Source organism: Telluribacter roseus, assembly GCF_017355915.2.
Classification (GTDB): domain Bacteria; phylum Bacteroidota; class Bacteroidia; order Cytophagales; family Spirosomataceae; genus Telluribacter.
Genome location: NZ_JAFEUV020000001.1, coordinates 390,147 through 413,646 on the forward strand (window position 1 = coordinate 390,147; position 23,500 = coordinate 413,646).

The window sequence follows — 23,500 nt, forward strand, 5'->3', positions numbered from 1 at the left end:
CCGAGAAGCTAATGCGTACGCTTGCACGTCTATTTATGGGACTCATCATGGTGTTGGTGGCCCTATGGGGATATTTTACGAAAACGGAGGTGAATCCGGTAACGGGGGAAAAGCAACGGGTAAGTCTGACGGCTGAGGAAGAGGTAACACTTGGAGTAAAAAGTGCACCTGAAATGGCATCACAGTTTGGGGGAATGCATCCTGATGAACAGGTACAGCAAACAGTCAAACGAATTGGGCAAAGGCTGGTGCAGGAATCGGACGCCGGCCGCTCGCCTTATACCTTTAACTTTCATGTACTGGCCGACCCTACTACGGTCAATGCTTTTGCTTTGCCGGGTGGGCAGATCTTTATCACGATGGGATTGCTGAAAAGGCTAAAAACCGAAGATCAACTGGCGGGGGTACTGGGGCACGAGATCGGCCACGTCATAGGGAGGCACTCTGCCGAGCAGATGGCCAAGCAGGAGCTGATGCAGGGACTAGCGGGAGGGGCTGCCATTGCCCTGGCTGATCCATCCTCTCCGGCCACCAGTGCTTATATAGCGCAGTATGTGGCTAACATTGTAGGGCTGAAGTACGGCCGTGAAGATGAGCTGGAGTCGGACGAGTTTGGAGTGAAGTACATGATCCAGACCGGCTACGATCCCAATGCGCTGCTGGATGTAATGCGGGTGCTGGAGCAGGCATCGGGAGGTCAGCGCCAAATGGAGTTTCTGAGTACGCACCCCAGCCCGGCCAATCGAAATGAACGGATCAGAGCTGCCATCACTAAATATACTGAAGTCATCCCGGCGGGAGTCCATCCGCAGGAATAAAAACTAAAAAACATACGGCCTCACCACGCGTGGTGAGGCCGTATGCTAGTTGGAGCGTCTGAATACGGTTTCTCCACCCAGTACCGTACGTAGTACCCTGGTATCGCGAAGCTCCGGCTCGGGTACTTTCATGATATCTTTTTCCAGAATGACGAAATCGGCGGTCTTACCCGGCTCGATACTTCCCCGTTTCTTGTCTTCAAAATTGGCGTACGCTGCCCAGATGGTCATACCCCGTAAGGCTTCTTCACGGGTTAGCGCGTTTTCTTTCTGAAATCCTCCCGGTGGTACTCCTTTGGCATCTACCCGGGCTACTGCCGAGTGAAAGCCGTACAGCGGGTTGATATCCTCAACCGGAAAGTCGCTTCCTAGAGCGATCAGGCCGTTCTGCTTCATCAAGGCTTTGAAGGCGTAGGCCGTCTTGACCCGCTCGTCGCCCAGGCGCTCATCGGCCCAGTACATATCCGAGGTAGCGTGGGTAGGCTGCACCGAAGGAATGACATTGTAGGCAGCAAATTTCAGGACATCACTGGTATCTACCACCTGAGCGTGTTCGATACGCCAGCGGCGGTCGTTGGCTCCCCCCAGGTACTTGCCGTACAGGTTCAGGGCCAGCCGGTTGGCTGAGTCGCCGATGCAGTGGGTATTAGCCTGAAATCCACTTGTGGCTATTCTTGAAATAAAATCTTCCAGTTCCTTGGGCGAGGTCAGCAGAAAGCCGGAGGTAGGTGCATCGGCATAGGGCTTCAGCAGGCAGGCACCCCGCGATCCCAGAGCTCCATCGGCATAGATCTTGAACGAACGAACCGTCAGCCGGTCCGACTGGTAAGGCCCTTTGGGCAGGTAGTAGTCCAGGTTGGTAGGATTGACGCTGATCATGGCATAGTCCCTGATCCTAAGGGAGCCGTTCTTGTGCATCTGATCGATCAGTTCAATATCCGGCCGGTCGATACCCGCGTCAGATACAGAAGTAAGTCCGACGGCAAAGCAGGCTTTTTCGGCATTTTTCAGCATCGCCTGCTTCTCTTCCTGCGAAGGCCGGGGGATCACCATTCTGACCAATCCCATGGCGTTGTCTACCAGTATGCCGGTAGGTTCGCCTCCTTTCAACTCTACCAGGCCACCCTCTACCTTACTCCCGGAGGTAATGCGGGCCAGGCGCAGGGCCTTTGAGTTGACGAGAGCCGCGTGACCATCGATACGGGTCAGGAATACAGGTACATCCGGGAAGGCAGCGTCCAGCAGGGCTTTGTCCGGAAACTGCTTGTTGTCCCAGTCGTTCTGGTCCCAGCCGCGCCCGATGAGCCAAGGGCGGTCGGGATGTTGTTGCCGGAAAGCTTTTAATTTCTGGATGATCTCCTGGTAGGACGAAGTACCTACCAGATCGGCCATGTCGAGCATCTGGCCCAACCCCACAAAGTGGCTGTGCGGATCGTAGAAGCCGGGGTAAATGGCTCGGCCGGCGGCATCTACCACCGAATCAGACTCATAACGGTCCAGGATAGTGGCCGAGGTACCTACCTCCACGAATTCACCGTCTTTGACCGCGAAGGCTTCCTGAACCCTGAAGGTGGAATCGGCCGTATAAACTACCGCATTATGAACAATCAAATCAACTTTTGTACGATTCTTACATCCTATACAACATGCCAGAAAAATTATTAGTAGAGGGCGAAAAATATTGTACATACACACAAGTAGGTTGTAGCTTTGAAGTTATTTAATAGAATATGTGAATTCAACAGAAAAGAGCTAAAAGTAGTGAGCTTCCTGGTACAAATACAAATACCCTCATTCAATTAATTAATCACCAATTATGATCTACAAACGGATTGCGGCTGTGGCTTTTACTATGTTCGTGGTTGCTACGCAGGTAAAGGCGCAGGAACGGCTTACATTAGAAAAAGCCATCGCGATTGCTCTTGAAAATAACTATTCTATCAAGATTGCCGAAAGACGGATTGATATTGCTGAAAATGAAAACACCCTGGGCAATGCCGGCTTTCTACCTGTTGTTTCAGCCGTGGCCCAGAAAAACTATACATCCAGCCACCTCCGGCAGGAATTCTTTAACGAGCTACAGCCCCCTTTGAACCGCCGGGGCGTCAATAACAACAACTCCGCCATAGGCCCTACACTGTCCTGGACCATCTTTGACGGAATGGGGATGTTCGTAGCGGCAGAACGTCTGCAGCAGCTCGAAGAAGCCGGACGTACCAATGCCAAGATTACCATCGAAAATACCGTGGCTGATGTAAGCTCAGCGTATTACCAGATCGTACGGGAAATCCAGCGGGTACGGGCCCTACAGAATGCACTGGGGATATCAGCGGACCGTCTGGGGCTGGCCAAAGCTAACTATGAAGTAGGGGCAGGCTCACGCGTGGACTACATCAACGCCCAGGTAGACTACAATGGTGATACGGCCGCCTACATAGCTCAGGTGCAGGTATACAAAAATGCCAAGATCAACCTTAACACGCTTCTGGCCCGTGATCCGCTGAATGATTTCACAGTAGCGGATTCTATTTATCTGCAATCTAATATCTCTATAGATCAGCTACGGCAGTCTATGCTGAACCAGAACCCCAACCTGGTATTTGCGGCTCAGCAGCGCCGGTTGGCTCAGCTCGATATCAGGGCACTCACGGCGCAGATGTACCCACAGGTAGATCTCGTGGGAGGCTACGGCTACAATACCACCAACAACCAGGCAGGTTTTGGGGTACGTAGTGCCCGTAACGATATATGGAGCTACGGAGCCAGGGTATCCGTGAATATCTTTGATGGATTTAACCAGCGCCGCCGTATTCAGAGTGCCAAGATCAACGTACTTATCAACGAGGATCAGGAAGCCAGCCTGCGTATGGATCTTGTAGGTGCCCTGCAGCGTACCTACAACAACCATCAGAATAGCCTGCAACTGGTAGCGCTGGAAGAGGAAAACTTCCGCATAGCCCGGCAGAACGTAGATATTGCCTTTGAGCGGTACCGGGTAGGTAACGCTACGGCCTATGAGTTCAGGGAGGTTCAGCGAAATACCGTTGCCGCCGAAACCCGATTGATCGAAGCTAAATTCAACGCGAAGCTGGCAGAGATAGAGCTATTCCGACTCAGCAGTACTATTCTGCAGGACGGAACGCGCCAGTAATAACCCATGATACCAAAAAAGCGAGAAGCGCAGGCCCCGCCTGCGCTTCTCGCTTTTTTGATGATATAGTATTCACGAAGATTAACCTCTTTTCTTGAATAGGGGACGACGCGTATTTGAAAGATCTTTCAGCTTCTCCTGTTGATCGGTATTTAACACGCTAAGTAGTTCGCTGTTTTTCTGCTCCTGTAGCTCTCTTTTGGCCCGGCGCTTGTTGCCGCTCTTGTTGGCCAGTCGCCTTTCTTTCCGATCGTACTTCCGCTCAATCTGTTTCAGCCTTCTGACCTGGCGCTTGCTGAGGTCCAGTTCTTCGGCATACCGCTCCAGATTACGTTCCAGCCTCCGGTTATTGAGTTGCTCTTCGGTTTGGGTGCGGTCGTTTTGGTCGGTGGCTACGGTGGGTGAAGAGGTAGTACAGCTACTTACCATCAGTCCCACGGCCATCAGTAACATGGCTATATTCTTCATGACGTCTATGTTATCGGTTCTTTGTACTTTGGACTACAACGCCCGCAGCAGGTTTAAACGCATCGGGCTATTTTATAAAATTTAGGAGAGTGCCCGTAGGTCCTGATCTTCCTGTATGGGTTAAAGATCAAAATACAGGCTCCGGCAGGACTGTCTGCCGGAGCCTGTTTGAAAAGTCACAACTACTGCTTCTTGGGATCCAGAATGGTCTCGATCCTGACGAGGCTATCGTTAAGGTGGTACCTGGTCATGGTATCTTTGGCGAGAGGTATAGCCCTCCTGATATCTGCCTGTAACTGCTGCAGCTCACCCCGTATGACCGCCCGGATATCCGACTGACTTACCCGTACCGGGGTGTAGTTGATAAAGCTACGCGCACTGGCCGATACCGCGGCGGGCTCACGCGTCATGAGGTACTCCATGCGGTCGAGGTAGGCGCGCTGCAGGTTGCGGCGGTAGGTATCAGGTACTTTATTGGTTTTGAGTTCCGTCCAGATACCTCCGCGCAGGTCTCCCATCATGGTGAGCAAGCCGTAGGCCTTGTTGCCGTTGAGGGTCTGGTTTTCGATGAGGCGGGCCATACGACCTGGCTCCAGTACCGAGTTGAGCACCCGCTCCTGCGCGCTACGCACCCGCTCTACCATACCTACTCCCTCAAAACGGCGCAGGATATTGTCATCAATCATCCAGGAGGGAGTTACGAAGGCCTGGTTGATAATGAAGCCCAGGGCTCGTTTCTGCTTGTCCAGCGGTACGTGCTCGTACACCGCTCCTTCTTCGTCATAGGTCTTGAAGGTCTCGTAGATCCCCCCAATGTTGCTGGTGACGTGGCCAAGGTAGCGGTTCCACTGGGTCAGTACCTGGCCGTACATTTCTTCCAGATTGTCGTAAGGGGCACCCTCTTCGCGGGTCCACTCAAGCAGGTTGGGCAGTATGCGCTTCAGGTTCCTGATGCCGTACTCGCTGGCTTTCATGGCGTCGTCACCGATATCTTCGGATTGAGAGCGGGGATCTACTGGGTTCATGGTCTGACGGCCGTAGCGGTACATGGGGTCGCCGGCGTGCTCCCGGATCATCGCGTCCAGTTTTTTTCTCTCCGCCTCGGGCGTAGGGGCATCCAGGATGGGACGGTAGCCCCACTCGATGGCATACTTGTCATATAGCCCGATGTTAGGCATGAAGTTTACCCCCTGGTCTTCGGGCTGCGCTACGTAGTTGAAGCGGGCATAGTCCATGATTGAAGGCGATACATTCATCCGGCTGGTAAAGTGGGCCGAGCGTAGGGAGTCAACGGGGTAGGAGGCACTGGCGCCCATGTTGTGTGGGAGTCCCAGCGTGTGACCTACCTCGTGGGCGGCTACAAACCGGATCAGCTTACCCATCACCTCGTCTTTAAACTTAGGCGTACGGGCGTCCGGATTGATGGCCGCGGTCTGGACAAAGTACCAGTTGCGCAGCAGGTTCATGACGTTGTGGTACCAGCCGATATCACTTTCCAGGATTTCGCCGGAGCGCGGGTCGTGTACATTAGGGCCGTAGGCATTCTGTACATCCGAAGCAAAGTACCGTACTACCGAGTAGCGTACATCTTCGGGACTGAAGTCCGGATCTTCGGCTGCGGTGGGTGGCTCTTTACAGATAATGGCATTCTTGAAGCCAGCCTTTTCAAAAGCTACCTGCCAGTCTTCCACACCCTGCTTGATGAACGGGCGCCACTTAGCGGGCGTAGCGGGGTCGATGTAGTAGACGATGGGCTTGATGGGCTCCACCAGCTCACCACGCTTAAAGGCGGCGGTATCCTTTGGCTCCAGCCGCCAGCGTACGATGTACTCCCGCTTGTCGGCCTTCTGGGCATCCAGTCCGTAGTCATTGTGGCGTACCGAAAAGTACCCCACCCGCTCATCCTTCAGCCGGGGCTTCATGGGCTTGCGGGGGAGCAGGATCATGGAGTGATTCATCTCAAGCGATATGGAGCCCGTCTCGGCAATGGAAGGAGCTTCCGAAGCATTGTAGGTAAGTATGTTTCGCGCTTCGATATTAAACGGGTAGCTGCGAATGCTGTCGAGGTAGGTACGCTTGGTGTCCAGAGTAGATACCTTGTAACGCGTACGCCGGGGCTGGTCCAGTCCCAGCAGCTTTACATCGGTCGTAAACAGCTCATTGACCTCAATAACGGTACCGTTGCTCTCCGACCGCAGGGCTTTAATGTCAAAGGCCGCTACAATAGGCTCAAAGTTAGAGTTGCGAACGGCCTGGTAGATAGGTAGCTCTTCGCTGGCTACGTTGCGGTACGACACCACCCGTAGCAGCACTTTTTTATCTTTAACTTCCCACCGCACTACCGAAGTGTTCAGCTCCTCACCCCCGTACCCGATGTTGTCGGCTGTTTTGGCCACGCGCGTGACCAGCAGCATTTCCCGTCCCATCAGCGAGTCGGGTATCTCGTAGTAGTAGGCGTCCTCTACCTTATGTATTTTGAATAGCCCCTCGTCGGTTTTGGCTTTGGAGGTGATTACATCACCGTAGGGCTTAATGGTTGTACTTCTGGAAGCGGAAGCAGGCCTGGCAGGGGTTGTAGCGGTTGCAGCCGGCTTCTCCTCTTCTTTTTTCTTCTTTTTCTGAGCTATGGCACCAGGGGTAACTGTAAGCAACGCCATGGCCAGAAGCAACGAAATGGGTTTTAACATGGGGTTTGGTTAAATGAATAATTACAGTAGTAACGATAATTATAGCCGATTTCTGCTTGTAAAGTTCCTGAATCGCTACGGCAGGTACGAAATTTACCCATTGAATGAATAAAGTAGTAACTTGGAAAACTAAACCTAACCTACTCATTCCTTCACAATGTCAAACTCCCCCGCCAAAACGGCTCTTGTCGTTGGAGCCACCGGCCTCATCGGAAAGCAGGTAGTACAGTACCTGCTGGATTCGCCCGCCTATTCGGAAGTACGGGTACTGGTGCGCAACCCTTTGGGGATTTCGGATACCAAACTGAAAGAGATCAGGTACGACTTCAGTAACCCCGATCCGGCCGTGGTCAGGGGCGACGATATATTCTGCTGCCTGGGTACTACCATGAAAAAAGCCGGCTCTAAGGAAGCCTTTCGTAAGGTAGATCTGGAATATCCGCTGCAGGTAGCCCGGCTGGCCAAGCAGAACGGCGCCCGGCAGTACCTCATCGTAACGGCCATGGGAGCCGATTCGGACTCCATGTTTTTCTATAATCAGGTAAAAGGGGATGTGCAGGAAGAACTGAAAGCCCTTCAGTTTCCAACGCTGCGCATCTTCCAGCCTTCGCTGCTGCTGGGCAACCGCCAGGAAACCCGGCTGGGGGAGAAGATAGGCGAGGGACTGGCTGTGTTCTTCAAGCCCCTGATGGTGGGACCCCTGCGCAAGTACCGAGCCATTGACTCGGCCAGGGTAGCCCGGGCTATGGTAACGCTGGCCCAGAAGCCGGAAACGGGGGTATTTGTATACGACTCGGACCAACTGCAGAAGTACTAAACCTATGCTGCACATTCGTACCGCTACGGACTCCGACGAGGAAACCTTGTACCAGATGCTCTGTGACCTCGAAAACGAAGTACTGGACCGCACTGCCTTTGCGCAGGTATTCCAGCAAAATCTCTCCAATCCGGATATAGCCTACCGGGTAGCGCAGTGGGACGAAAGGGTTGTAGGTATGGGCAGTTGTCACGTGCAGCCCCTGTTACACCATGCAGCCCGGGTAGGGGAGATTCAGGAAATGTACGTAGATCCGGCCTTACGCTCGCAGGGTATTGGAAGAAAGCTACTGGAAGAGTTGGTCAGGTTTGCCGAGGGGCGCGGAGCCATCAATTTGGAAGTCGCTTCTAACCAGGTCCGGCTGGATACGCACCGTTTTTACGAGCGGGAGGGGTTTCGGTGTACGCACTACAAGCTGGTCCGCAAGCTCTGATTCTTTGTCTTACCGGGGTAGTACCCCTACATCAAAAAAGCGTACGGCAAACTGCCATACGCTTTCTGTACTACCCTAAACCTTCAACTAAACTATGATCACCAGCCGCGACGTTGGTCGTAATTGCCGGGATACGGTGAGCGGTCATATCCGGCACGCTGTCCGTCGCGGTTTTCGTAGCGAATCTTACGGATCAGATTCTCAAGGTCATTGGTCAGCTCCCGGGTCTCCCGATTGGTCAGGTTACGGTTGGAGCGGTACCGGCGCTCGCGGAGCTGAATCCGATCGTACTCATCCAGGAGCCTGATGGCTTCGGTAGGACTGAGCGATTGACTTTCGATACCCATGGCTATACGACGGCGGGCTTCGCGCTGCATGTCATTGATGACATAGCTGTCACGGCGGTCATTGTCGCCAACCGGATAGCGCTGGCCGGGGTACTCGTAACGTTGTGCAAAAGCGCCAATAAAAGTCAGGAGAAACAAAGCGGACAGGATGAGTGTTTTTTTCATGGCTAATACATATTATGGGTTTTGTGGGTTAGAGAGCCATGAAGGGAGAAGGTTTAATCCGGCATTGTTAATGAATGTTAATGGGAGAAATCTTTTATATAATAAGGCACAGGAAGAGCTGTAAGCGGGTATGCCGCCTAGAAAGTAAGGGAACAATGTAAATGGGCAGATTAACTAGTCGGCCTTCTCATCCAGTACCTGCTGAATAGCATCCTGAGCCATTTGAGCGACTTCTTCGGGCTTTTTACCCGCGGGCTCAATGCCCGGAAGTACCGTCCAGGAGAGCTTCGTAAATGACACCAGGGGAAACACTCCTTTGGTAGGATTGAAGCGGCCAGTACCCTGTATGGCAATGGGTACTACCAAAGCATTGGGAGCTTTTTTGAGCAGAGCGGCTAGTCCACCCGCGGCGAAGGGACGCATCTGACCTGAGGCCGTACGGGTACCTTCCGGGAATATAACCGCGGAGTAGTTGTTCTCCTGGATATGTTTGCCGAGTCGGGCTATTTCCATGATGGCTTGTTTGCCATCCTTGCGGTTAATCAGGGCGGCGCCACTTTTCCGGAGGTTGTAGGAGATGCCGGGTATACCTTTTGCTAGCTCTATTTTGGAAACAAAAAGGGGCCGGTACCTGCGCAGAAACCAGATGATAGCCGGAATATCGAAGGTACTCTGGTGGTTGGGGGTAAAGATAATGGGGCGGTCCGTGGGGAGCTGGGTCCTTTTTTCGAATTTAATACTGGCACCGGTCAGGTACAGCCCGTACGTAAGCATGAAGTTGAAGTGATCAACGGATTTTTTATGCGCTTTTTTACCGAAGAGGTTGTAGGCAACTACCTGATATACATGGAATATAAGAAGTTGTAGACCGAAGTACAGTAGATAAATACAACTGAGGAGGTAGTCCAGTACTTTTTTCATGCTTGATTGATTTTTGTGCGAAAATACTGGAAAAGGATTTGTATTACTAAATACTATAAATATTGCTATACTTATAAGTATAAATAGCGTTATTTGTAGGATTATTACCATATTCATAATTTGATATACTATGCAGACGGAACTATCAGCGTCACGCTTAGAGGTGATGCGGTTCATTGGCACCAGGCTGGATGAGCTCATAGAAGAATACCTCAGGCCTGTAGAAGAATACTGGCAACCTTCGGATTTTTTGCCTGATTCAACCAAAGAGGATTTCTTTAATGAAATAAAGCTGCTTCAGGAAAGTTGTCGTGAACTTCCGTACGATTATTTGGCTGTATTAATTGGCGATACCATTACCGAAGAGGCACTACCTACCTACGAATCATGGCTGATGGATGTAGTAGGGATAGATCAGATCGGTAACCCCGAAGATGGCTGGGTAAAGTGGGTACGGGCCTGGACAGCCGAGGAGAACCGCCACGGTGACCTGCTCAATAAGTACCTGTACCTGTCGGGCCGGGTAGATATGCACGCCATGGAGGTCTCGACGCAGTACCTCATATCGGATGGCTTCGACATCCAGACCGGTCGCGACCCATATCGTAACTTTGTCTATACTTCGTTCCAGGAGCTGGCTACTAATGTATCGCACCGTCGTACAGCCACCCTGGCCAAGAAGTACGGTAACCCGCACCTGTCCAAGATATGTGGAGTAATCGCTTCCGACGAAATGCGGCACGCCAAAGCGTATAAAGCGTTTGTGAGCCGGATATTTGAGGTAGATCCTTCGGAGATGATGCTGGCGCTGGAAGATATGATGAAAAAGAAGATTGTGATGCCGGCTCACTTCCTGCGCGAAAGCGGAGTAAAGATCGGACAAACCTTCTCTCACTTCTCCGATGCCGCTCAACGTCTGGGGGTTTATACTACCAACGACTATATTGATATCTTTGATTCGCTGCTCAAAGACTGGGAGATCGATAAGGTGAAGGATCTGAACGAAACGGCTGAGCGGGCTCGTGACTACCTGATGGCTCTGCCCGCCCGTCTGCGCCGCGTAGCGGATCGTACCCGGGTACCTGAGCTGGAGTACGAATTTAGCTGGATCAGCCGGTAGATAGTAACACTATAAAAAGGAGCGGCTCACCACCCTGTGAGCCGCTCCTTTTTATAATGAGTATGTACTTAGTACGCTGCTGCTGCTTTCTTCAACTTGCCGGTGGCCGCTTTGATAGCTGTAATTTCTTCTTCATCCACCGGAGTACCATCTTGTTTCAGGATCTCGTGGAACCATACCGATGGCTCCCGTCCGTTGACGTACGGATTCTGCCAGCTATCCCAGGGGATGTAGGTTTGGGTCTTGCCGGCTACAAATCCCCAGTTAATCATACCCACGTCGTACTTCTTCGCTACGGGCAGGTGAGTCTGGAACTTGCTGTCGGCACCGCGCGCCATAAATTCCGTACAGATCAGCGGACGTCCCTGCGCTTTAAGCTCCTTAATCACCCGCTCAAACGACTCCACGTCGGCGTAGTGGTGGAAGGTGGTGATATCGGAGTTGACAAACTGGACCTTCTCCATCGGAGTCCAGTTCTCTGGCTTGCTCATATCCCGGTCCTTGCTGAATATCCATACACCTGAGGTGAGTGGCTGGGTAGGGTTGACGGAGCGGGCCCACTTGAATACCTCCGGCAGCAGCCGGGTCACGATGGCTACCTTGTTGGCAGGTTCCCGGTTGAGATGGTTCTTGCCGTAGCTGTTGCCATTGGTATTATCCGGCTCGTTCCAGACATCCCACATCAGGATACGGGGATCGTTTTTGAAAGCACCTACTACACCCTTTACGTAGGCTTCCAGCCGTGGGTACTGCGATACATCCGTAAGGGCATCAGCACCCGGGCTCTGTACCCAGCCTGAGTTATGAATACCCGGCTGCGGGTCCCGTTGCTTACCCAGGGCCGGGTGTGGGTCCCAGCAGGAGTCAAACAGTACCAGCATGGGGCGAATCTTGTGCTTGGCACAGATACTCAGAAACTGATCCAGGCGTTTGGTAAAGCCGGCCGGATCCTGCCAGAGCAGGTCGTGGAGGTACACACGGGCCGTATTAACACCCAATGACTCGGCCCAGGCCAGCTCTTTGTCAATAGTAGCCGGATCAAAACTGTCGGCCTGAAACATTTCCAGCTGATTGATGGCATTGGCCGGATTGTAGTTGGATCCGAACAGCCAGGGCTGCTTCTTGTACCAGGCTGTGGCCTTATTCGTATCCCAACGTGCCGGCGCATTGGTTTGAGCCTGGGCCGCGACCGCTAAGAATAGGAATAAAAGGAGGAGATGTAGTTTTTTCATGATAATATCTTGGTGATTATTCACTATCTAAAAGCAGAGGAGGTACATTTACAACTCCATATTGTAGTATGTTTTTTTAGAATGATGACCTGGACAATCATAGAAGCAAATACCGAAGAGCACTATCTTGCAGCCATCGCACTCTTCAAAGAGTACGCGGCCTCACTGGATTTTGACCTGCAGTTTCAGAATTTTGACGGCGAACTGACCTTACTGCCTACTATGTACGGCCCTCCCGTGGGGCGCCTGTTCCTGGTAGAAGAGGGGGGAGCGTACGTAGGATGTGCGGGGCTGCGGCGGATCGAGAACGAGTGGACCTGCGAGATCAAGCGGATGTACATCAGGCCGGAGTACCGGGGCGCGGGTATTGGCAAGGCACTGATGCAGCAGTTGATCGATGCCGCCCGGACCATGAACTACAAGACCATCAAGCTGGATACCATCGGCTATAAAATGCCCAATGCGGTAGGTTTGTACAAAGCCTTTGGCTTTCGCGAAACCGTACCTTATAATTTCAATCCCTATGAAGGGGTATTGTACTTTGAGCGGGAATTATAAAGCTGCCTTATGAAAAAAGCTCTTCTGCTCGTCTTTCTGGTAATAAGTACCTATGCTGTGGCCCAGCCCTCGTCGGTAGGCAGGACACGTACTGATAAGGAACTAACCCGTAAGGTAGAGGCGGCCCTGCAGGGGTTTGAGGGAGAGGTAGGGGTGTATGTACGTCATCTTAAGTCGGGGCGTGTCGTAGAAATCAATGCTGATACCCTGTTCCCGACGGCTAGTATGGTGAAGGTACCTATCCTGTGTGGGCTGTTTGACAAGATACACCGGGGCTCGATCAGCTACCAGCAGACACTCACCTACCGGGACTCGCTGCACTACGACGATGGCGTGGTAGGCTCACTGCGTGATAGCGCCCGCATCCCGCTCAGCTACGTGATCATGCTCATGACTACCCTGAGTGACAATACCGGTAGCCTGTGGCTGCAGGCTATGGCGGGTGGGGGGGCTACTATAAACCAATGGCTCGATCAGCATGGGTTTGCCAGCACGCGGGTCAACTCCCGTACACCCGGGCGCGAGGCCGCCCGCACCCGGTACGGCTGGGGACAGACTACTCCCCGCGAAATGGCCGAGCTCATGGTCATGATCAGGCAGGGAAAGGCCATCAGCCCCGACATCAGCGACCGGATGTACCGCTACCTGGGCCGGCAGTTCTGGGATGGGGAGTCACTGTCGCAGCTACCTTCCGATGTGAAGGTAGCCTCCAAGAATGGTACCGTCAATCAGGCCAAGTCGGAGGTACTGCTGGTACACGCTCCGCATGGTGAATATATCCTGTGCGTTACTACCAAAAATCAGAAGGATGAAAGGTGGATTCGTAACAATGCCGGGTATGAACTGTTACGTACTATCTCGGCTACGGTCTGGAAGCACTTCGAACCACAAAGTACCTGGCAGCCTCCGCAGGGGTATGACAAGTGGTGGTAGCAATATAGTAGTGGCGGCGGGATGTAGTAGTAAGCTTGAATAGTATCAGCACGACTGTGTAACTATTGATTATGTTATCAAGACGTTTATACTGGAACTTCAGAAACTTTACGAACCGAACATTAAAAAGGCTACACAACCTTTTTGAGGATATTACTTTCTACATAGGCCTGTTCGTATTCCTGCTCATTATATATGACGTAGGATTTTCGCACATAGTCGGGTACATCTACTTTGCAAGTCTTTACCTGCTGTACCTGGTAAGCTTTACGATCACGTCGGCGTTACGTACCATTCGGTACCCACCCGAACGCAGATCTGTTCGCCGGGCGTTATGGTTTCTGAATTTTCTGCTGGCCTGCTTTTGCGTCTATAAGTTCAGCATCATCCAGATCAGCCCCGACCTTAACTCGTTGAGCTACTACGGGAGCCTGCTGCTCTGCTTTGTGCTGATCCTGCTGGATACCTCACGGAAGGTACTGGCCATCTATACCCTTGGCTTCAATCCGGCTCTGGCTTTTGCGCTGAGCTTTATCCTGCTATCCTTTATGGGCTGCGGGTTACTACTACTCCCTAGAGCTACGGTACACGGTATCTCATTTACGGATGCACTGTTTACGTCGGTCAGTGCGGTATGCGTAACCGGGCTCACTACTCTGGACACCGCTATGGAGTTTACCCGCCTGGGCAAGTTCTTTATCCTGTGTCTTATCCAGTTGGGGGGATTGGGGATACTATCATTTACCAGCTTTCTGGGGTACCTCTATAAGGGCGGGTTTTCGCTGCAGAACCAGCTCTTCCTGAGGGAGTACGTGACGGCGGAGCGGGTGAGCGACACGTTCCGGTCGCTGTCACAGGTTATCGTGATTACGTTGCTGGTCGAGGCACTGGGGGCGCTGGGTATCTTCCTGACCGTTGATCGTACCTTGTTTGATACGGTTGGCGAGCAGGTCAGGTTCTCCATCTTCCATTCGGTATCCGCCTTTTGTAATGCAGGATTTTCTACTACACCCAACGGGCTTTTCAACCCGGCACTCAGTACCGATTATGATTTTCAGTTGGTAATCTGTGCTCTGGTTATAGTAGGTGGTATCGGGTATCCTATTGTAGTGGATTTCTATAAATATATCCGGCACTATATTCTGCAGACCTTTGCGTGGGTGGTGTACGGGAGGTCATTCTACCATCTGCCGCGTACGGTAAGTGCCAATACCTCCATTGTCATCACGACGACGGTCATCCTGCTGGTAGTTGGATTCATTACGTTTTTTATCACGGAGTACTACGGCATCCTGTACGATCACACGACCTGGGAGGGGAAGGTCGCCACGGCCTTCTTTGGTGCAGTGACGCCCCGTACGGCCGGTTTTAATACCTTTGATCTAAGTCTGATGCAGCCCGCTACCATCCTGATCTACCTGCTTCTGATGTGGATCGGAGCGTCGCCGGCTTCTACGGGGGGCGGGGTAAAGACATCCACCTTTGCCCTGGCGGTGCTGAACGTACTGAGTCTTGCGAAGGGGAAGGATCGGGTAGAGATTCGTCGGCGCGAGATTGCCAACGAGTCGGTACGCCGGGCTTTTGCCATCATAACGCTGTCCCTGCTGGTGATAGGGCCGGCTATCCTGATCATCACGGTGCTGGAGCCCGAAAAGCTCCTGATCAACGTAGCCTTTGAATGTTTCTCGGCCTTCAGTACCGTTGGGCTTACGCTAGGCATTACGCCGCTGCTGTCGGACACGGCCAAGCTGGTACTGGTGGTGGTCATGTTTATCGGGCGGGTAGGTACCTTTACCCTGTTCGTAGCCTTCTCGAGAAGGGCTCTTGCCAAGAACTACCATTATCCCAAAGAGACCATTTTTATCAGCTAATAACAGTAGGGGGCGCGGGGACGTTTTAGTAGTACATGCAGGTCGCCTTTCGGCATAGCCTGGCTTTTACAATGACAATACATATATGAAATTTCTAGTAGTAGGCCTTGGTAACTTCGGGGCCGCCCTGTCAATGAAGCTTACTTCGATGGGGCATGAGGTAATAGGGGTCGACATCAATATGAGTAAAGTCGAGGGCCTTAAAGACAGAATTACTCATACCGTAGCGATGGACCTCACCGATCTGCAGAACCTCAACTCGCTTCCCCTGAAAGAAATGGATGTGGTAGTAGTAGCTATTGGGGAAGACTTTGCAGCTTCGGTACTGGTAACAGCTTTGCTGAAGCAGATGAAGGTAAAAAAACTAATCGGTAGAGCTATAAACGATACGCACCGTACGGTGATTGAGGCGCTGGGAGTGGATGAACTACTCCTACCCGAGCAGGACTCGGCCGAGAAGGTTGCCAAGCGACTGACCATCCCGCAGGTAGAGAACTCCTACGAAATATGCGATGAGTCGGCCATGCTGGAGCTGCGGATACCGCAGCGGTTTTACTACCAGCGCCTGTCCGAAACCGGCTTTACCCGATCCAGTAACCTAAAGGTAGTAGCCTACGTACACGTGGAGAACGAAAAGAGCCTTCTGGGGCACGCGCGTAAGGTCAAGAAACTGGAGCTAGATGTACATCCCGACATAGAGCTGAAGCCGGGCGATCACCTGATCCTGATCGGCAACGTAAAGGAGCTGAAACGGATCCTGGCCCGATAGCTACTCTTGTTCACGCCGGGTAAAGTACTCGTTCACGTCTTTGTAACCATCCCTGACCGACCTGGAGTGAGTACTGATGCCGGATAGCTCAAAAATGTCGTGGTAGGCCTTGGCGGCGTGCTGACCGGCCGGATCGTTATCAAACCAGAAGCATACCTCGAACCGCTGAAACAGCTTAGCCCACTCGCGCTTAAACATAGTAACACTACCCAGGCTAACGGCCGGATGCCCCTGCTGTACCAGTGTCATGCAGTCAAAAGCTCCCTCGGTGAGGTATATTGTATGGCCCGTCCGTACCTTACGCAGCATATCGGCATTGAATAGCGTAATAGGTACTCCATTAAGGAACTGGTAACGGGGCGTCTTGTCGGTGGGAGTACCTATAATCCGCCCCTGCAGGTACACCAGCTTTTCTTTCTGGTAGTACGGGATGATGATGCAGTGCTTGTAGAAAATCAGGTTGTCTTTCTCGTTGTATAAGCCGCACTCGCGCAGGTCGGCCATGGCGTACTGCGAGCGCAGGTAGTAGCTGGCCGCGTGATAATCTTTAATAACAAATATCCCGAACCGGCGGAGTGTATAGTCGGTGAAGCCCCGGCTGTGCAGGTAGGCGTAGGCCTGCCGGGAGATGTCGGTTTCGGGTTGTTCTTCGCAGTACTTTTTAAGCGATTCGTAAATCTCGCTGTGCAGGGGGTGGTACACATACACTTTCGTATCAGGTATGTGGTCAGCGGGTATTACGGGGCGCGGAGGAATACGCTGGGGCGGGGGAGTACCCCTTCGTACATAACCCGATACGTACTTGTAAGCCAGTTCGTGCATAGCTGCCTTGTACTCTTGCTGTGTATAGCCAGCGTAAAAGTGGATCACGTCACCGCGTTTGCCGCAGCCAAAGCAGTAGTAGGTGTTAGTCTGGGGATATAGTACCAGCGACGGCGTTTTCTCTTCGTGAAAGGGACAAACAATCTTCCGGTGCAGATGCAGGTCCAGTCCCAGGTCCTGCACTACCCGCAGCAAGTCTACTTTCCGTACTTCTTCCAGGATATTCATGAAAACTAAGGTACAAAAATTAGCCTTGACCGTGCATATAGTACCTACCAGGCTTCTCATAAAAAGGCCTGTGTCCAATAGAGAACACAGGCCTTCAATAGTAGTATGACAGGTGATGAGCCTACTGCGCAGTAGTTACCTGATAGATGATGCTTCTGGGCTGAAGCGACTTAATAGCTGTCAATAGCTCTTCGGACTTTTTGTTGTCCTGGGCTTTACCGCTCAGAGTAACAATGCTGTCCGCCACTGAAGCCTCTACTGCCGGATATTTCTTAAGTACACTGTCTACACTCGTTTTGAGGTTATGGTCGGTACCGATTGTAACAGGAGCGATGGTAATATGGCTGACAATATCTTTCACCCCATGTACTCCTTTCACCGTTTCTTCTACCTTCTTTTTCGACTTTTCGGACGGGCAAACGCCATTGATGGTAACGATTCCTTCCTCAACGACAAATGACACCCCCTGGAAGTCTTTTTCCCGTTCGGCCTTGGCAATGAAATCTGCCTTAAGATCTGCATCGGAAGGCCTGCATCCTGACAAAAAGGATAGCAGGCAGATACAGAAGGCCAGGGGTACTGATATATTAGTCTTGAATTTCATGCTATACTTGATCTCAGATTAAAAATAGTGCTAGTAGCTATCGGTCAATCGATGCCTGTACCCAATCAGCTTTGCCACAATTGGGACAGCGGGTACTACCATTCTGGGTACTATGATCTGGTTTTCGCGTACCACAATTATTACAGATGACAACATCTGTTGACTTCAGCTTCTCATTAATAAACTCCGTATCCCAATAAGGTAGCGTAACAAGACCCGGAACTGGTTTTTCCTGCTGAATAACAGAAAAGTTTCCGTCCGCCTCCAGGTACACGCGTCTCACATGACCCAGGTGAGGTATATTGCGTGATCGTAGTTCAGTAAAGAGCCGCTCACGGCTGATGAGTACTCCCTCCATATGCTTAATATTCATTACCGAATCTTCTACCAGTATGTCTATATCACCCTGAGTTAGCTGTTCAAACCGTTGGTTACGTACACTAATCATGGCGATAAGTCTGGTGATAAGTACTACAACAGCGGCACATATGAAGGCAGGTAACATACCTCTGTCCGCAACCAGAATAGGTACACCTATTGCCGAAGCAAGGGCTACCATGGCACTCATTTCAATCCGGCTGATTTGCTTAGCCATTCGTTTGCCCAGGGCACGCATACATACCATGAGCAGTATGTACACAAGAAGAGCACGAATGATAATCTCTATGTAAAATGCAGCGGGGACTTCCCCCATTATTATTCTCCCCCAATCACTGAGGCTTATATTATCCGGCATCATAGGTTTTTACTCAATTAGTCTGCAGTTCATTTTCTCTGGTATGGTAGGTATGGGTCCAGTCGGTGGCACCACAGTTGGTACACTGGATATTTTCTCTGGCCCCCTCCTGTACATGTCCGCAGTTACAGCAGGCCTTTACCGATCCATCCAATTTATTCTGGCTTTGTTTTATAGACTGATCAAACTCCGGATATATAGGAAGTCCGGGCTTGTCATCTTCTTCTACGAATACACTGAATGCACCACACCCTTCCAGATAAGCCCGTTTGACTTTACCCAGGTTGTAGATGTTCTTCTGGCGAAGCAGAGCGTACAGCTGCTGGTGAGTGATGTACGTTTTATTCAGCTCTTCGACTACGATTTTGCCATCTTTCACCAGCATGGATAATTTCCCCTGCGTAATTTCTTCAGCCCGGTGGTTTTTAACGGTCCATAGGTTAAACTGACGCTGGAAAATGAGAGCACAGATTAGGGCCAGTACCCCAAACAGAATACCTCGGTCGGGTAACTGCATCACCGGTGATACAATGGCACCAAGGGTAATCATAACAGCCATTTCGGTGAGGGTGATCTGGCCTGACATTCGCTTGCCCATCAACCGTACTATCAATAACAGGAAGATATAAATGAGTACCGTCCGTATTACAACTTCTATCATAAACTCCCACGTCGTTTGCCCGATGAGCCAACGATTAATATCTCCAAGGTGAATTTCCTCTTTCTTCATACTTCCTTTCTAAATGTATATGTTTAGAGCTTTTAAATAATTACGCCAGTACAGAGGGAAGATGAGGTGTGACTTGGCAGAATTATATTATCGCTAATAAAAATATAATATATAATGTAACTGGATATATACAAATGACTAAGGAAAGGAAATACTTATCCTGCTTATATTGTAGAAAATTAAAGGTTTACAGGCATATATGTGGAGGCGGATGCCCAAAGTGTCTTGGTTACATTTTTGAGTAGTAATAAGTTGTTGTATAATCGTTACCTAACTTATTTCCTATTAGTAGACAAGTACATATAGCCGCTATCTATGCAAAACCTCTTCTTTATTGCCCTGCTTTCTGGCTGCCTTACAACTACCAGTCGATAGCGATAATACCCCTCAGCCAGCGCTACGTGGAGTAGTCGTTAAGGTGGCTCCTGCGGAATACTTGGTCAATCTGTATACCATCACGCTGGGAACAGAGGTGCTGGTAGGTGAGCGAATTGGGTTGCATGCAGAAGCGGGTGTTGGTCATCCTGCCTCTAATCCATATGAGTCTGAAACTCCCGTATCTGGTTGTGCCGGCTGGAATGGCGCAAGTACCAGCGTCCCCACTTTGCCAGGACAGCCCGACTATATGGCGCGGTGAAGCATTATAATAAGTTCTCGACCGAATTCAGGACTACTAACCAGCCTTCGGTACTGAATGAACAGGACCATACATTACGGAGAAATATATATGACCTGCGGGTAAAGGACGGTATTCAGTGGATGGGCAAGCTATGGGTACTTGCTCTGTTTGGTGGGATAGGTACCCGGTACAGGGATGTCTGGATCGATGGAACAGACGGGCGTACCACTTTTCAGAGGTGGAGCCTATTATACGAACAACCGGGTAGATCATTTCGGCTGTACCCGGCTTTAGGATGTAAGGTAGGCTGGCTACTATTCAGGAAGTAGCTCAACAGGCAGCAAAAAAAGACCCAGCCGCAAAGCAGCAGGGTCTTTCCAAATTATACAGATAAAAAATGAAATCTTAGCCGATAAGCTGAAGCTTGAGGTTGTTAAGGCGGCTACGGAGCGAGGCATCTACCTGGCGGTCGCCTACCCGAAGCACAAAACCTCCGATCAGTTTAGAATCTACCTTTTCTTCGAGTTCAACCGTTTTGCCGGTAGCCTCAGCGACTATCTTGCTAAACTGCTGACGAAGCTCCGCTGTAAGGGGAGTAGTAGTCACTACGGTAGCTTTTTGTATTCCTTTGTAATCGTTATAGATCTTGATGTATTCGTCGGCTATGGCATCCAGAATTGATTCCCGGTTTTTCTGGGTAATAATTCTAAAGATAGCAAACGAAACCGGATCAACCTTGTCCTGAAACAAACCTTTCAGAATACCCAGTTTTTTTTCGTGACGTACCACCGGGCTACTTAGGGCAAGCATAAGACCCCTGTTTTCGACGGCGGTATTCCTGAAAAGCTGCATATCCTTATATACAGTCTCCACAACACCTTTTTCCTGGGCCAGGTCAATCAGTGATTGAGCGTATCGTGTTGCAACGGCACCTACTGACATATTCTTTTATTTTTGGATGAAGTACGGATGGTACTTCACGTAGTTTAGTTCTATAAATATCGCCTTTCAAAGGCGGAGCCAGTATTAGTTAAGATGAGCGTTGGAAGCCAGCTCAGCTACCAGTTTCTCCTGTGAAGTCTTATCACTCAGTTCACGACGCAGTACCTGCTCAGCGATCTGCAGCGACAGGGCCGCTATTTCTTTCTTCATGGTAGTGATAGCTGCCTGCTGCTCGTTACGGATGGTCTCACGGGCGCTTTCAAGTACTTTCTGACCTTCTACGGCTGCTTTATCGCGAGCTTCGGCAATCATACGGTCAGCGGCTTCTTTAGCCTCCCGGATGATGCGGTCGCGGCTGGCGTTGGCTTCGGCGAGTTGCTTGGCATTGTCAGCCTGCAGCTTAGCCATTTCGGCTTTGGTTTGTTGGGCCAGGTCCAGGGCACTCTGTATTTCGTGTTCACGGTCTTTGAGTCCGGCAATAATGGGTTTCCAGGCGTACGTACGAAGAACCACTACCAGCAACAGAAACACCACCAGCATCCAAAACAAAAGACCAATGGCGGGGGTAAGCAATGACATAGCTTTTAAGGATTTTAAAGTGTAAAGTAGTAATGTTTAGTAGGCAGGAACCCGGTAGTAACTCGAATGACTGAAAGGTACAGGTTACTCCATGCCAGCCGCAAAATATTCTTAAACCTTTTGTTTCTAAATTAAGTCCGTGGAGGCCTAATGCCCCCACGGAATGTTTTTTGCCACCTCATCGCCTAATGCAGATGAAGCTCAGGCCTCCTGATCTGTTATTACAGATTGAAAGAGATAAGCAGACAGATAACGGCTGCAAAAAGAGCCACCGCCTCAATAAGAGCCGCGATTACAAGCATAGCAGTCTGGATACGACCTGCAGCCTCAGGCTGACGGGCGATACCTTCCATAGCGCTACCACCGATGCGACCGATACCCAGACCAGCACCTAGTACAGCAAGACCAGCGCCAAGACCAGCACCCATTACTGCAAGACCTACACCGCTCTGCTCAGCAGCTTGAAGCAAAATTTGAAGCAACATAATTGTGTTCGTTTAGAGATATATTAATTAAAAAACAAAAGATTACTGATTAATGACCGATGCCGTGGTCGGCTTCGTGGTTATCTTCGATGGCACTACCGATGTACATGCATGACAGCAGCGTGAAGATGAACGCCTGGATAAAGGCTACCATGATCTCGATGAAGTTCATGAACAGGGCGAACAGCGAAACTACCGGTGCCAGCGCCAGGCTCTTGAAAATGAATATCAGACCAAAAAGGCTCAACAGGATAATGTGACCCGCGGTAATGTTCGCAAAAAGACGAACCATCAGGGAGAAGGGCTTCATAAATACACCCACGATCTCTACCGGTACCATGACAGGCAGCAGGGCTACAGGTACACCGGTTGGTTTGAAAAGGTGCATATAGTAATGCTTGTTGGCATTGATATGCACGATGATGAACGTCAGGACGGCCAGTGTCAGCGTAATGGCAATGTTACCGGTAAGGTTAGCCGCACCAGGTAGCAGACCGAGCAGGTTGTTGATCAGGATAAAGAAGAACAACGTCAGCATGTACGGGAGGTACTTCTCGTAGGTAGGGCCGATATTGGGCTTAACTACCTCATCGCGAATGAAAAGGATGATGATCTCCATTGCCGACTGGAACCCACGCGGAGCCTTGCCGGGGCGTGTCTTGTAGGCTTTGGCCACAGCTCCGAATATAAGCAGCAGCAGTACAGCGCTGATCAGCATGGAGGCTACGTTCTTGGTAATGGAAAAATCATAAACCGTACGTGACTCATCAACGGGTACGATTACCTCTTTCTCATCGTGGGTAAGACGGTAGCCGTTGTACTCGTGCTGATCGTTGTGAAACTTGCTGGACATGAATACTTCCACACCACGATCCGGCGAATAAAGAATTACCGGGAGAGGAGCCACCAGCCCATGTGCAAACTCCCACTCGTGTGAGTCAGCAATGTGGTGCATGATCATTTCACCAATGTTAAATTCCTCCTCTTCGTCGTGTCCGGGACTATGCTGCTCGGCGTGCTCTTCGTAGTTAGGCACTTCGGCGGCGGTGGTGTCAATGATTTCGTGCTGAGCCCTTAAGGGATTGGAAATCAATAGAGCTGCCGCAATGGCAATTGTAAAATATCGGCGGATATGAATTAACATAAAGCTTGTTATGACTATGCGTTATAAATCGCGGCGCAAGTTACTATACAAACCATATATTTCAAAGCTCGTATAAAATAAATAGAGTACAAGAAAGTTAATTATGAAGATCTTTTGATCAGGAACGCCTCTGTACAGAAAAAAGGCTACGAAAATCATGCACAGCAGGAGCCGGGCTACTATAGTAGAAATGTAGAAGGGAACGAAATTTTCACGCTTATTCCGAAAACCAATTTCCATAAGGCGATGAATCAGTATCGAAACTCCCAGAAAAAAAGCTAGTATATACCAGATCCATTGATGGATAAACCGGCCGAGTTC

The 23,500-nt window shown here is 50.7% G+C and carries 24 protein-coding genes; 10 read left to right on the forward strand and 14 right to left on the reverse strand.

Annotated features, from left to right (window positions below):
* The first annotated feature begins 11 nt into the window (after nt 1–11).
* Nucleotides 12–818: a M48 family metallopeptidase gene (locus JTN23_RS01625; RefSeq protein ID WP_247231863.1), complete on the forward strand. Its 807-nt coding sequence runs from the start codon at nt 12–14 to the stop codon at nt 816–818.
* Between the two features lie 45 nt (nt 819–863).
* Here the strand turns inward: JTN23_RS01625 and JTN23_RS01630 are convergent, their stop codons facing one another.
* A complete protein-coding gene (locus tag JTN23_RS01630) occupies nt 864–2,507 on the reverse strand; it encodes an amidohydrolase (RefSeq protein WP_247231866.1) in 1,644 nt (547 codons plus the stop codon).
* Between the two features lie 127 nt (nt 2,508–2,634).
* Here JTN23_RS01630 and JTN23_RS01635 point away from each other — a divergent pair, with 127 nt between their 5' ends.
* Nucleotides 2,635–3,969, forward strand: coding sequence for a TolC family protein (locus JTN23_RS01635; protein ID WP_247231868.1), 1,335 nt, complete (start codon nt 2,635–2,637; stop codon nt 3,967–3,969).
* Nucleotides 3,970–4,050: 81 nt separating this feature from the next.
* Here JTN23_RS01635 and JTN23_RS01640 read toward each other — a convergent pair whose 3' ends face one another.
* Both JTN23_RS01640 and JTN23_RS01645 read right to left on the reverse strand, forming a co-directional pair.
* Nucleotides 4,051–4,437, reverse strand: coding sequence for a hypothetical protein (locus JTN23_RS01640; protein WP_247231870.1), 387 nt, complete (start codon nt 4,435–4,437; stop codon nt 4,051–4,053).
* 182 nt (nt 4,438–4,619) lie between these two features.
* Nucleotides 4,620–7,124, reverse strand: coding sequence for a zinc-dependent metalloprotease (locus JTN23_RS01645; RefSeq protein WP_247231872.1), 2,505 nt, complete (start codon nt 7,122–7,124; stop codon nt 4,620–4,622).
* Nucleotides 7,125–7,281: 157 nt separating this feature from the next.
* On the opposite strand from JTN23_RS01645, the gene JTN23_RS01650 reads away from it, so the two are divergent.
* Together JTN23_RS01650 and JTN23_RS01655 are read left to right on the forward strand one after the other, a co-directional pair.
* On the forward strand, nt 7,282–7,941 hold the full coding sequence (locus JTN23_RS01650; RefSeq protein ID WP_247231874.1) for an oxidoreductase: 660 nt from the start codon (nt 7,282–7,284) through the stop codon (nt 7,939–7,941).
* A 4-nt stretch (nt 7,942–7,945) separates the two neighbouring features.
* Nucleotides 7,946–8,374, forward strand: a complete 429-nt coding sequence (locus JTN23_RS01655) for a GNAT family N-acetyltransferase (RefSeq protein ID WP_247231876.1) — start codon at nt 7,946–7,948, stop codon at nt 8,372–8,374.
* A 98-nt stretch (nt 8,375–8,472) separates the two neighbouring features.
* Here JTN23_RS01655 and JTN23_RS01660 read toward each other — a convergent pair whose 3' ends face one another.
* The gene (locus tag JTN23_RS01660) at nt 8,473–8,886 is read right to left on the reverse strand and encodes a hypothetical protein (RefSeq protein WP_247231878.1); all 414 of its coding nucleotides are present in this window, start codon (nt 8,884–8,886) and stop codon (nt 8,473–8,475) included.
* A gap of 174 nt (nt 8,887–9,060) precedes the next feature.
* The gene (locus JTN23_RS01665; protein WP_247231880.1) at nt 9,061–9,807 is read right to left on the reverse strand and encodes a lysophospholipid acyltransferase family protein; all 747 of its coding nucleotides are present in this window, start codon (nt 9,805–9,807) and stop codon (nt 9,061–9,063) included.
* A gap of 130 nt (nt 9,808–9,937) precedes the next feature.
* Between JTN23_RS01665 and JTN23_RS01670 the strand changes: the two genes are divergently transcribed.
* Nucleotides 9,938–10,927, forward strand: a complete 990-nt coding sequence (locus tag JTN23_RS01670) for an acyl-ACP desaturase (protein WP_247231882.1) — start codon at nt 9,938–9,940, stop codon at nt 10,925–10,927.
* A gap of 68 nt (nt 10,928–10,995) precedes the next feature.
* On the opposite strand, the gene JTN23_RS01675 is transcribed toward JTN23_RS01670, so the two are convergent.
* Nucleotides 10,996–12,159 (reverse strand): cellulase family glycosylhydrolase, encoded by a 1,164-nt coding sequence (locus JTN23_RS01675; protein WP_247231884.1) that lies wholly within the window; start codon nt 12,157–12,159, stop codon nt 10,996–10,998.
* Between the two features lie 81 nt (nt 12,160–12,240).
* Between JTN23_RS01675 and JTN23_RS01680 the strand changes: the two genes are divergently transcribed.
* The 4 genes from JTN23_RS01680 (at nt 12,241) to JTN23_RS01695 (ending at nt 16,290) form a co-directional block, all read left to right on the forward strand.
* Nucleotides 12,241–12,717, forward strand: a complete 477-nt coding sequence (locus JTN23_RS01680; RefSeq protein WP_247231886.1) for a GNAT family N-acetyltransferase — start codon at nt 12,241–12,243, stop codon at nt 12,715–12,717.
* Nucleotides 12,718–12,726: 9 nt separating this feature from the next.
* Nucleotides 12,727–13,650 (forward strand): serine hydrolase, encoded by a 924-nt coding sequence (locus JTN23_RS01685; RefSeq protein WP_247231888.1) that lies wholly within the window; start codon nt 12,727–12,729, stop codon nt 13,648–13,650.
* A gap of 71 nt (nt 13,651–13,721) precedes the next feature.
* Nucleotides 13,722–15,521, forward strand: coding sequence for a TrkH family potassium uptake protein (locus JTN23_RS01690; protein ID WP_247231890.1), 1,800 nt, complete (start codon nt 13,722–13,724; stop codon nt 15,519–15,521).
* Between the two features lie 85 nt (nt 15,522–15,606).
* Nucleotides 15,607–16,290 carry a potassium channel family protein gene (locus JTN23_RS01695; protein WP_247231892.1) on the forward strand — a complete coding sequence of 228 codons (684 nt, stop codon included), beginning with the start codon at nt 15,607–15,609 and terminating at the stop codon, nt 16,288–16,290.
* On the opposite strand, the gene JTN23_RS01700 is transcribed toward JTN23_RS01695, so the two are convergent.
* The 4 genes from JTN23_RS01700 to JTN23_RS01715 form a co-directional block, all read right to left on the reverse strand.
* Nucleotides 16,291–17,340, reverse strand: a complete 1,050-nt coding sequence (locus JTN23_RS01700) for a CHC2 zinc finger domain-containing protein (protein ID WP_247231894.1) — start codon at nt 17,338–17,340, stop codon at nt 16,291–16,293.
* A 121-nt stretch (nt 17,341–17,461) separates the two neighbouring features.
* Nucleotides 17,462–17,944 (reverse strand): BON domain-containing protein, encoded by a 483-nt coding sequence (locus JTN23_RS01705; protein ID WP_247231896.1) that lies wholly within the window; start codon nt 17,942–17,944, stop codon nt 17,462–17,464.
* A gap of 37 nt (nt 17,945–17,981) precedes the next feature.
* Nucleotides 17,982–18,638 carry a DUF421 domain-containing protein gene (locus JTN23_RS01710; RefSeq protein ID WP_247231898.1) on the reverse strand — a complete coding sequence of 219 codons (657 nt, stop codon included), beginning with the start codon at nt 18,636–18,638 and terminating at the stop codon, nt 17,982–17,984.
* Between the two features lie 55 nt (nt 18,639–18,693).
* The gene (locus JTN23_RS01715; RefSeq protein ID WP_247231900.1) at nt 18,694–19,410 is read right to left on the reverse strand and encodes a DUF421 domain-containing protein; all 717 of its coding nucleotides are present in this window, start codon (nt 19,408–19,410) and stop codon (nt 18,694–18,696) included.
* A gap of 564 nt (nt 19,411–19,974) precedes the next feature.
* Here JTN23_RS01715 and JTN23_RS01720 point away from each other — a divergent pair.
* The gene (locus JTN23_RS01720; RefSeq protein ID WP_247231902.1) at nt 19,975–20,358 is read left to right on the forward strand and encodes a hypothetical protein; all 384 of its coding nucleotides are present in this window, start codon (nt 19,975–19,977) and stop codon (nt 20,356–20,358) included.
* A gap of 76 nt (nt 20,359–20,434) precedes the next feature.
* On the opposite strand, the gene atpH is transcribed toward JTN23_RS01720, so the two are convergent.
* From atpH to atpB, 4 genes are all read right to left on the reverse strand, one after another.
* Nucleotides 20,435–20,971 (reverse strand): ATP synthase F1 subunit delta, encoded by a 537-nt coding sequence (atpH, locus tag JTN23_RS01725; RefSeq protein ID WP_247231904.1) that lies wholly within the window; start codon nt 20,969–20,971, stop codon nt 20,435–20,437.
* A gap of 84 nt (nt 20,972–21,055) precedes the next feature.
* Nucleotides 21,056–21,550: a F0F1 ATP synthase subunit B gene (gene atpF, locus JTN23_RS01730; protein ID WP_247231906.1), complete on the reverse strand. Its 495-nt coding sequence runs from the start codon at nt 21,548–21,550 to the stop codon at nt 21,056–21,058.
* Between the two features lie 221 nt (nt 21,551–21,771).
* Complete coding sequence (atpE, locus tag JTN23_RS01735; protein WP_247231908.1) at nt 21,772–22,035, reverse strand: ATP synthase F0 subunit C; 264 nt, start codon at nt 22,033–22,035, stop codon at nt 21,772–21,774.
* A gap of 49 nt (nt 22,036–22,084) precedes the next feature.
* The gene (gene atpB / locus JTN23_RS01740; RefSeq protein WP_247231910.1) at nt 22,085–23,179 is read right to left on the reverse strand and encodes a F0F1 ATP synthase subunit A; all 1,095 of its coding nucleotides are present in this window, start codon (nt 23,177–23,179) and stop codon (nt 22,085–22,087) included.
* Between the last annotated feature and the right edge of the window lie 321 nt (nt 23,180–23,500).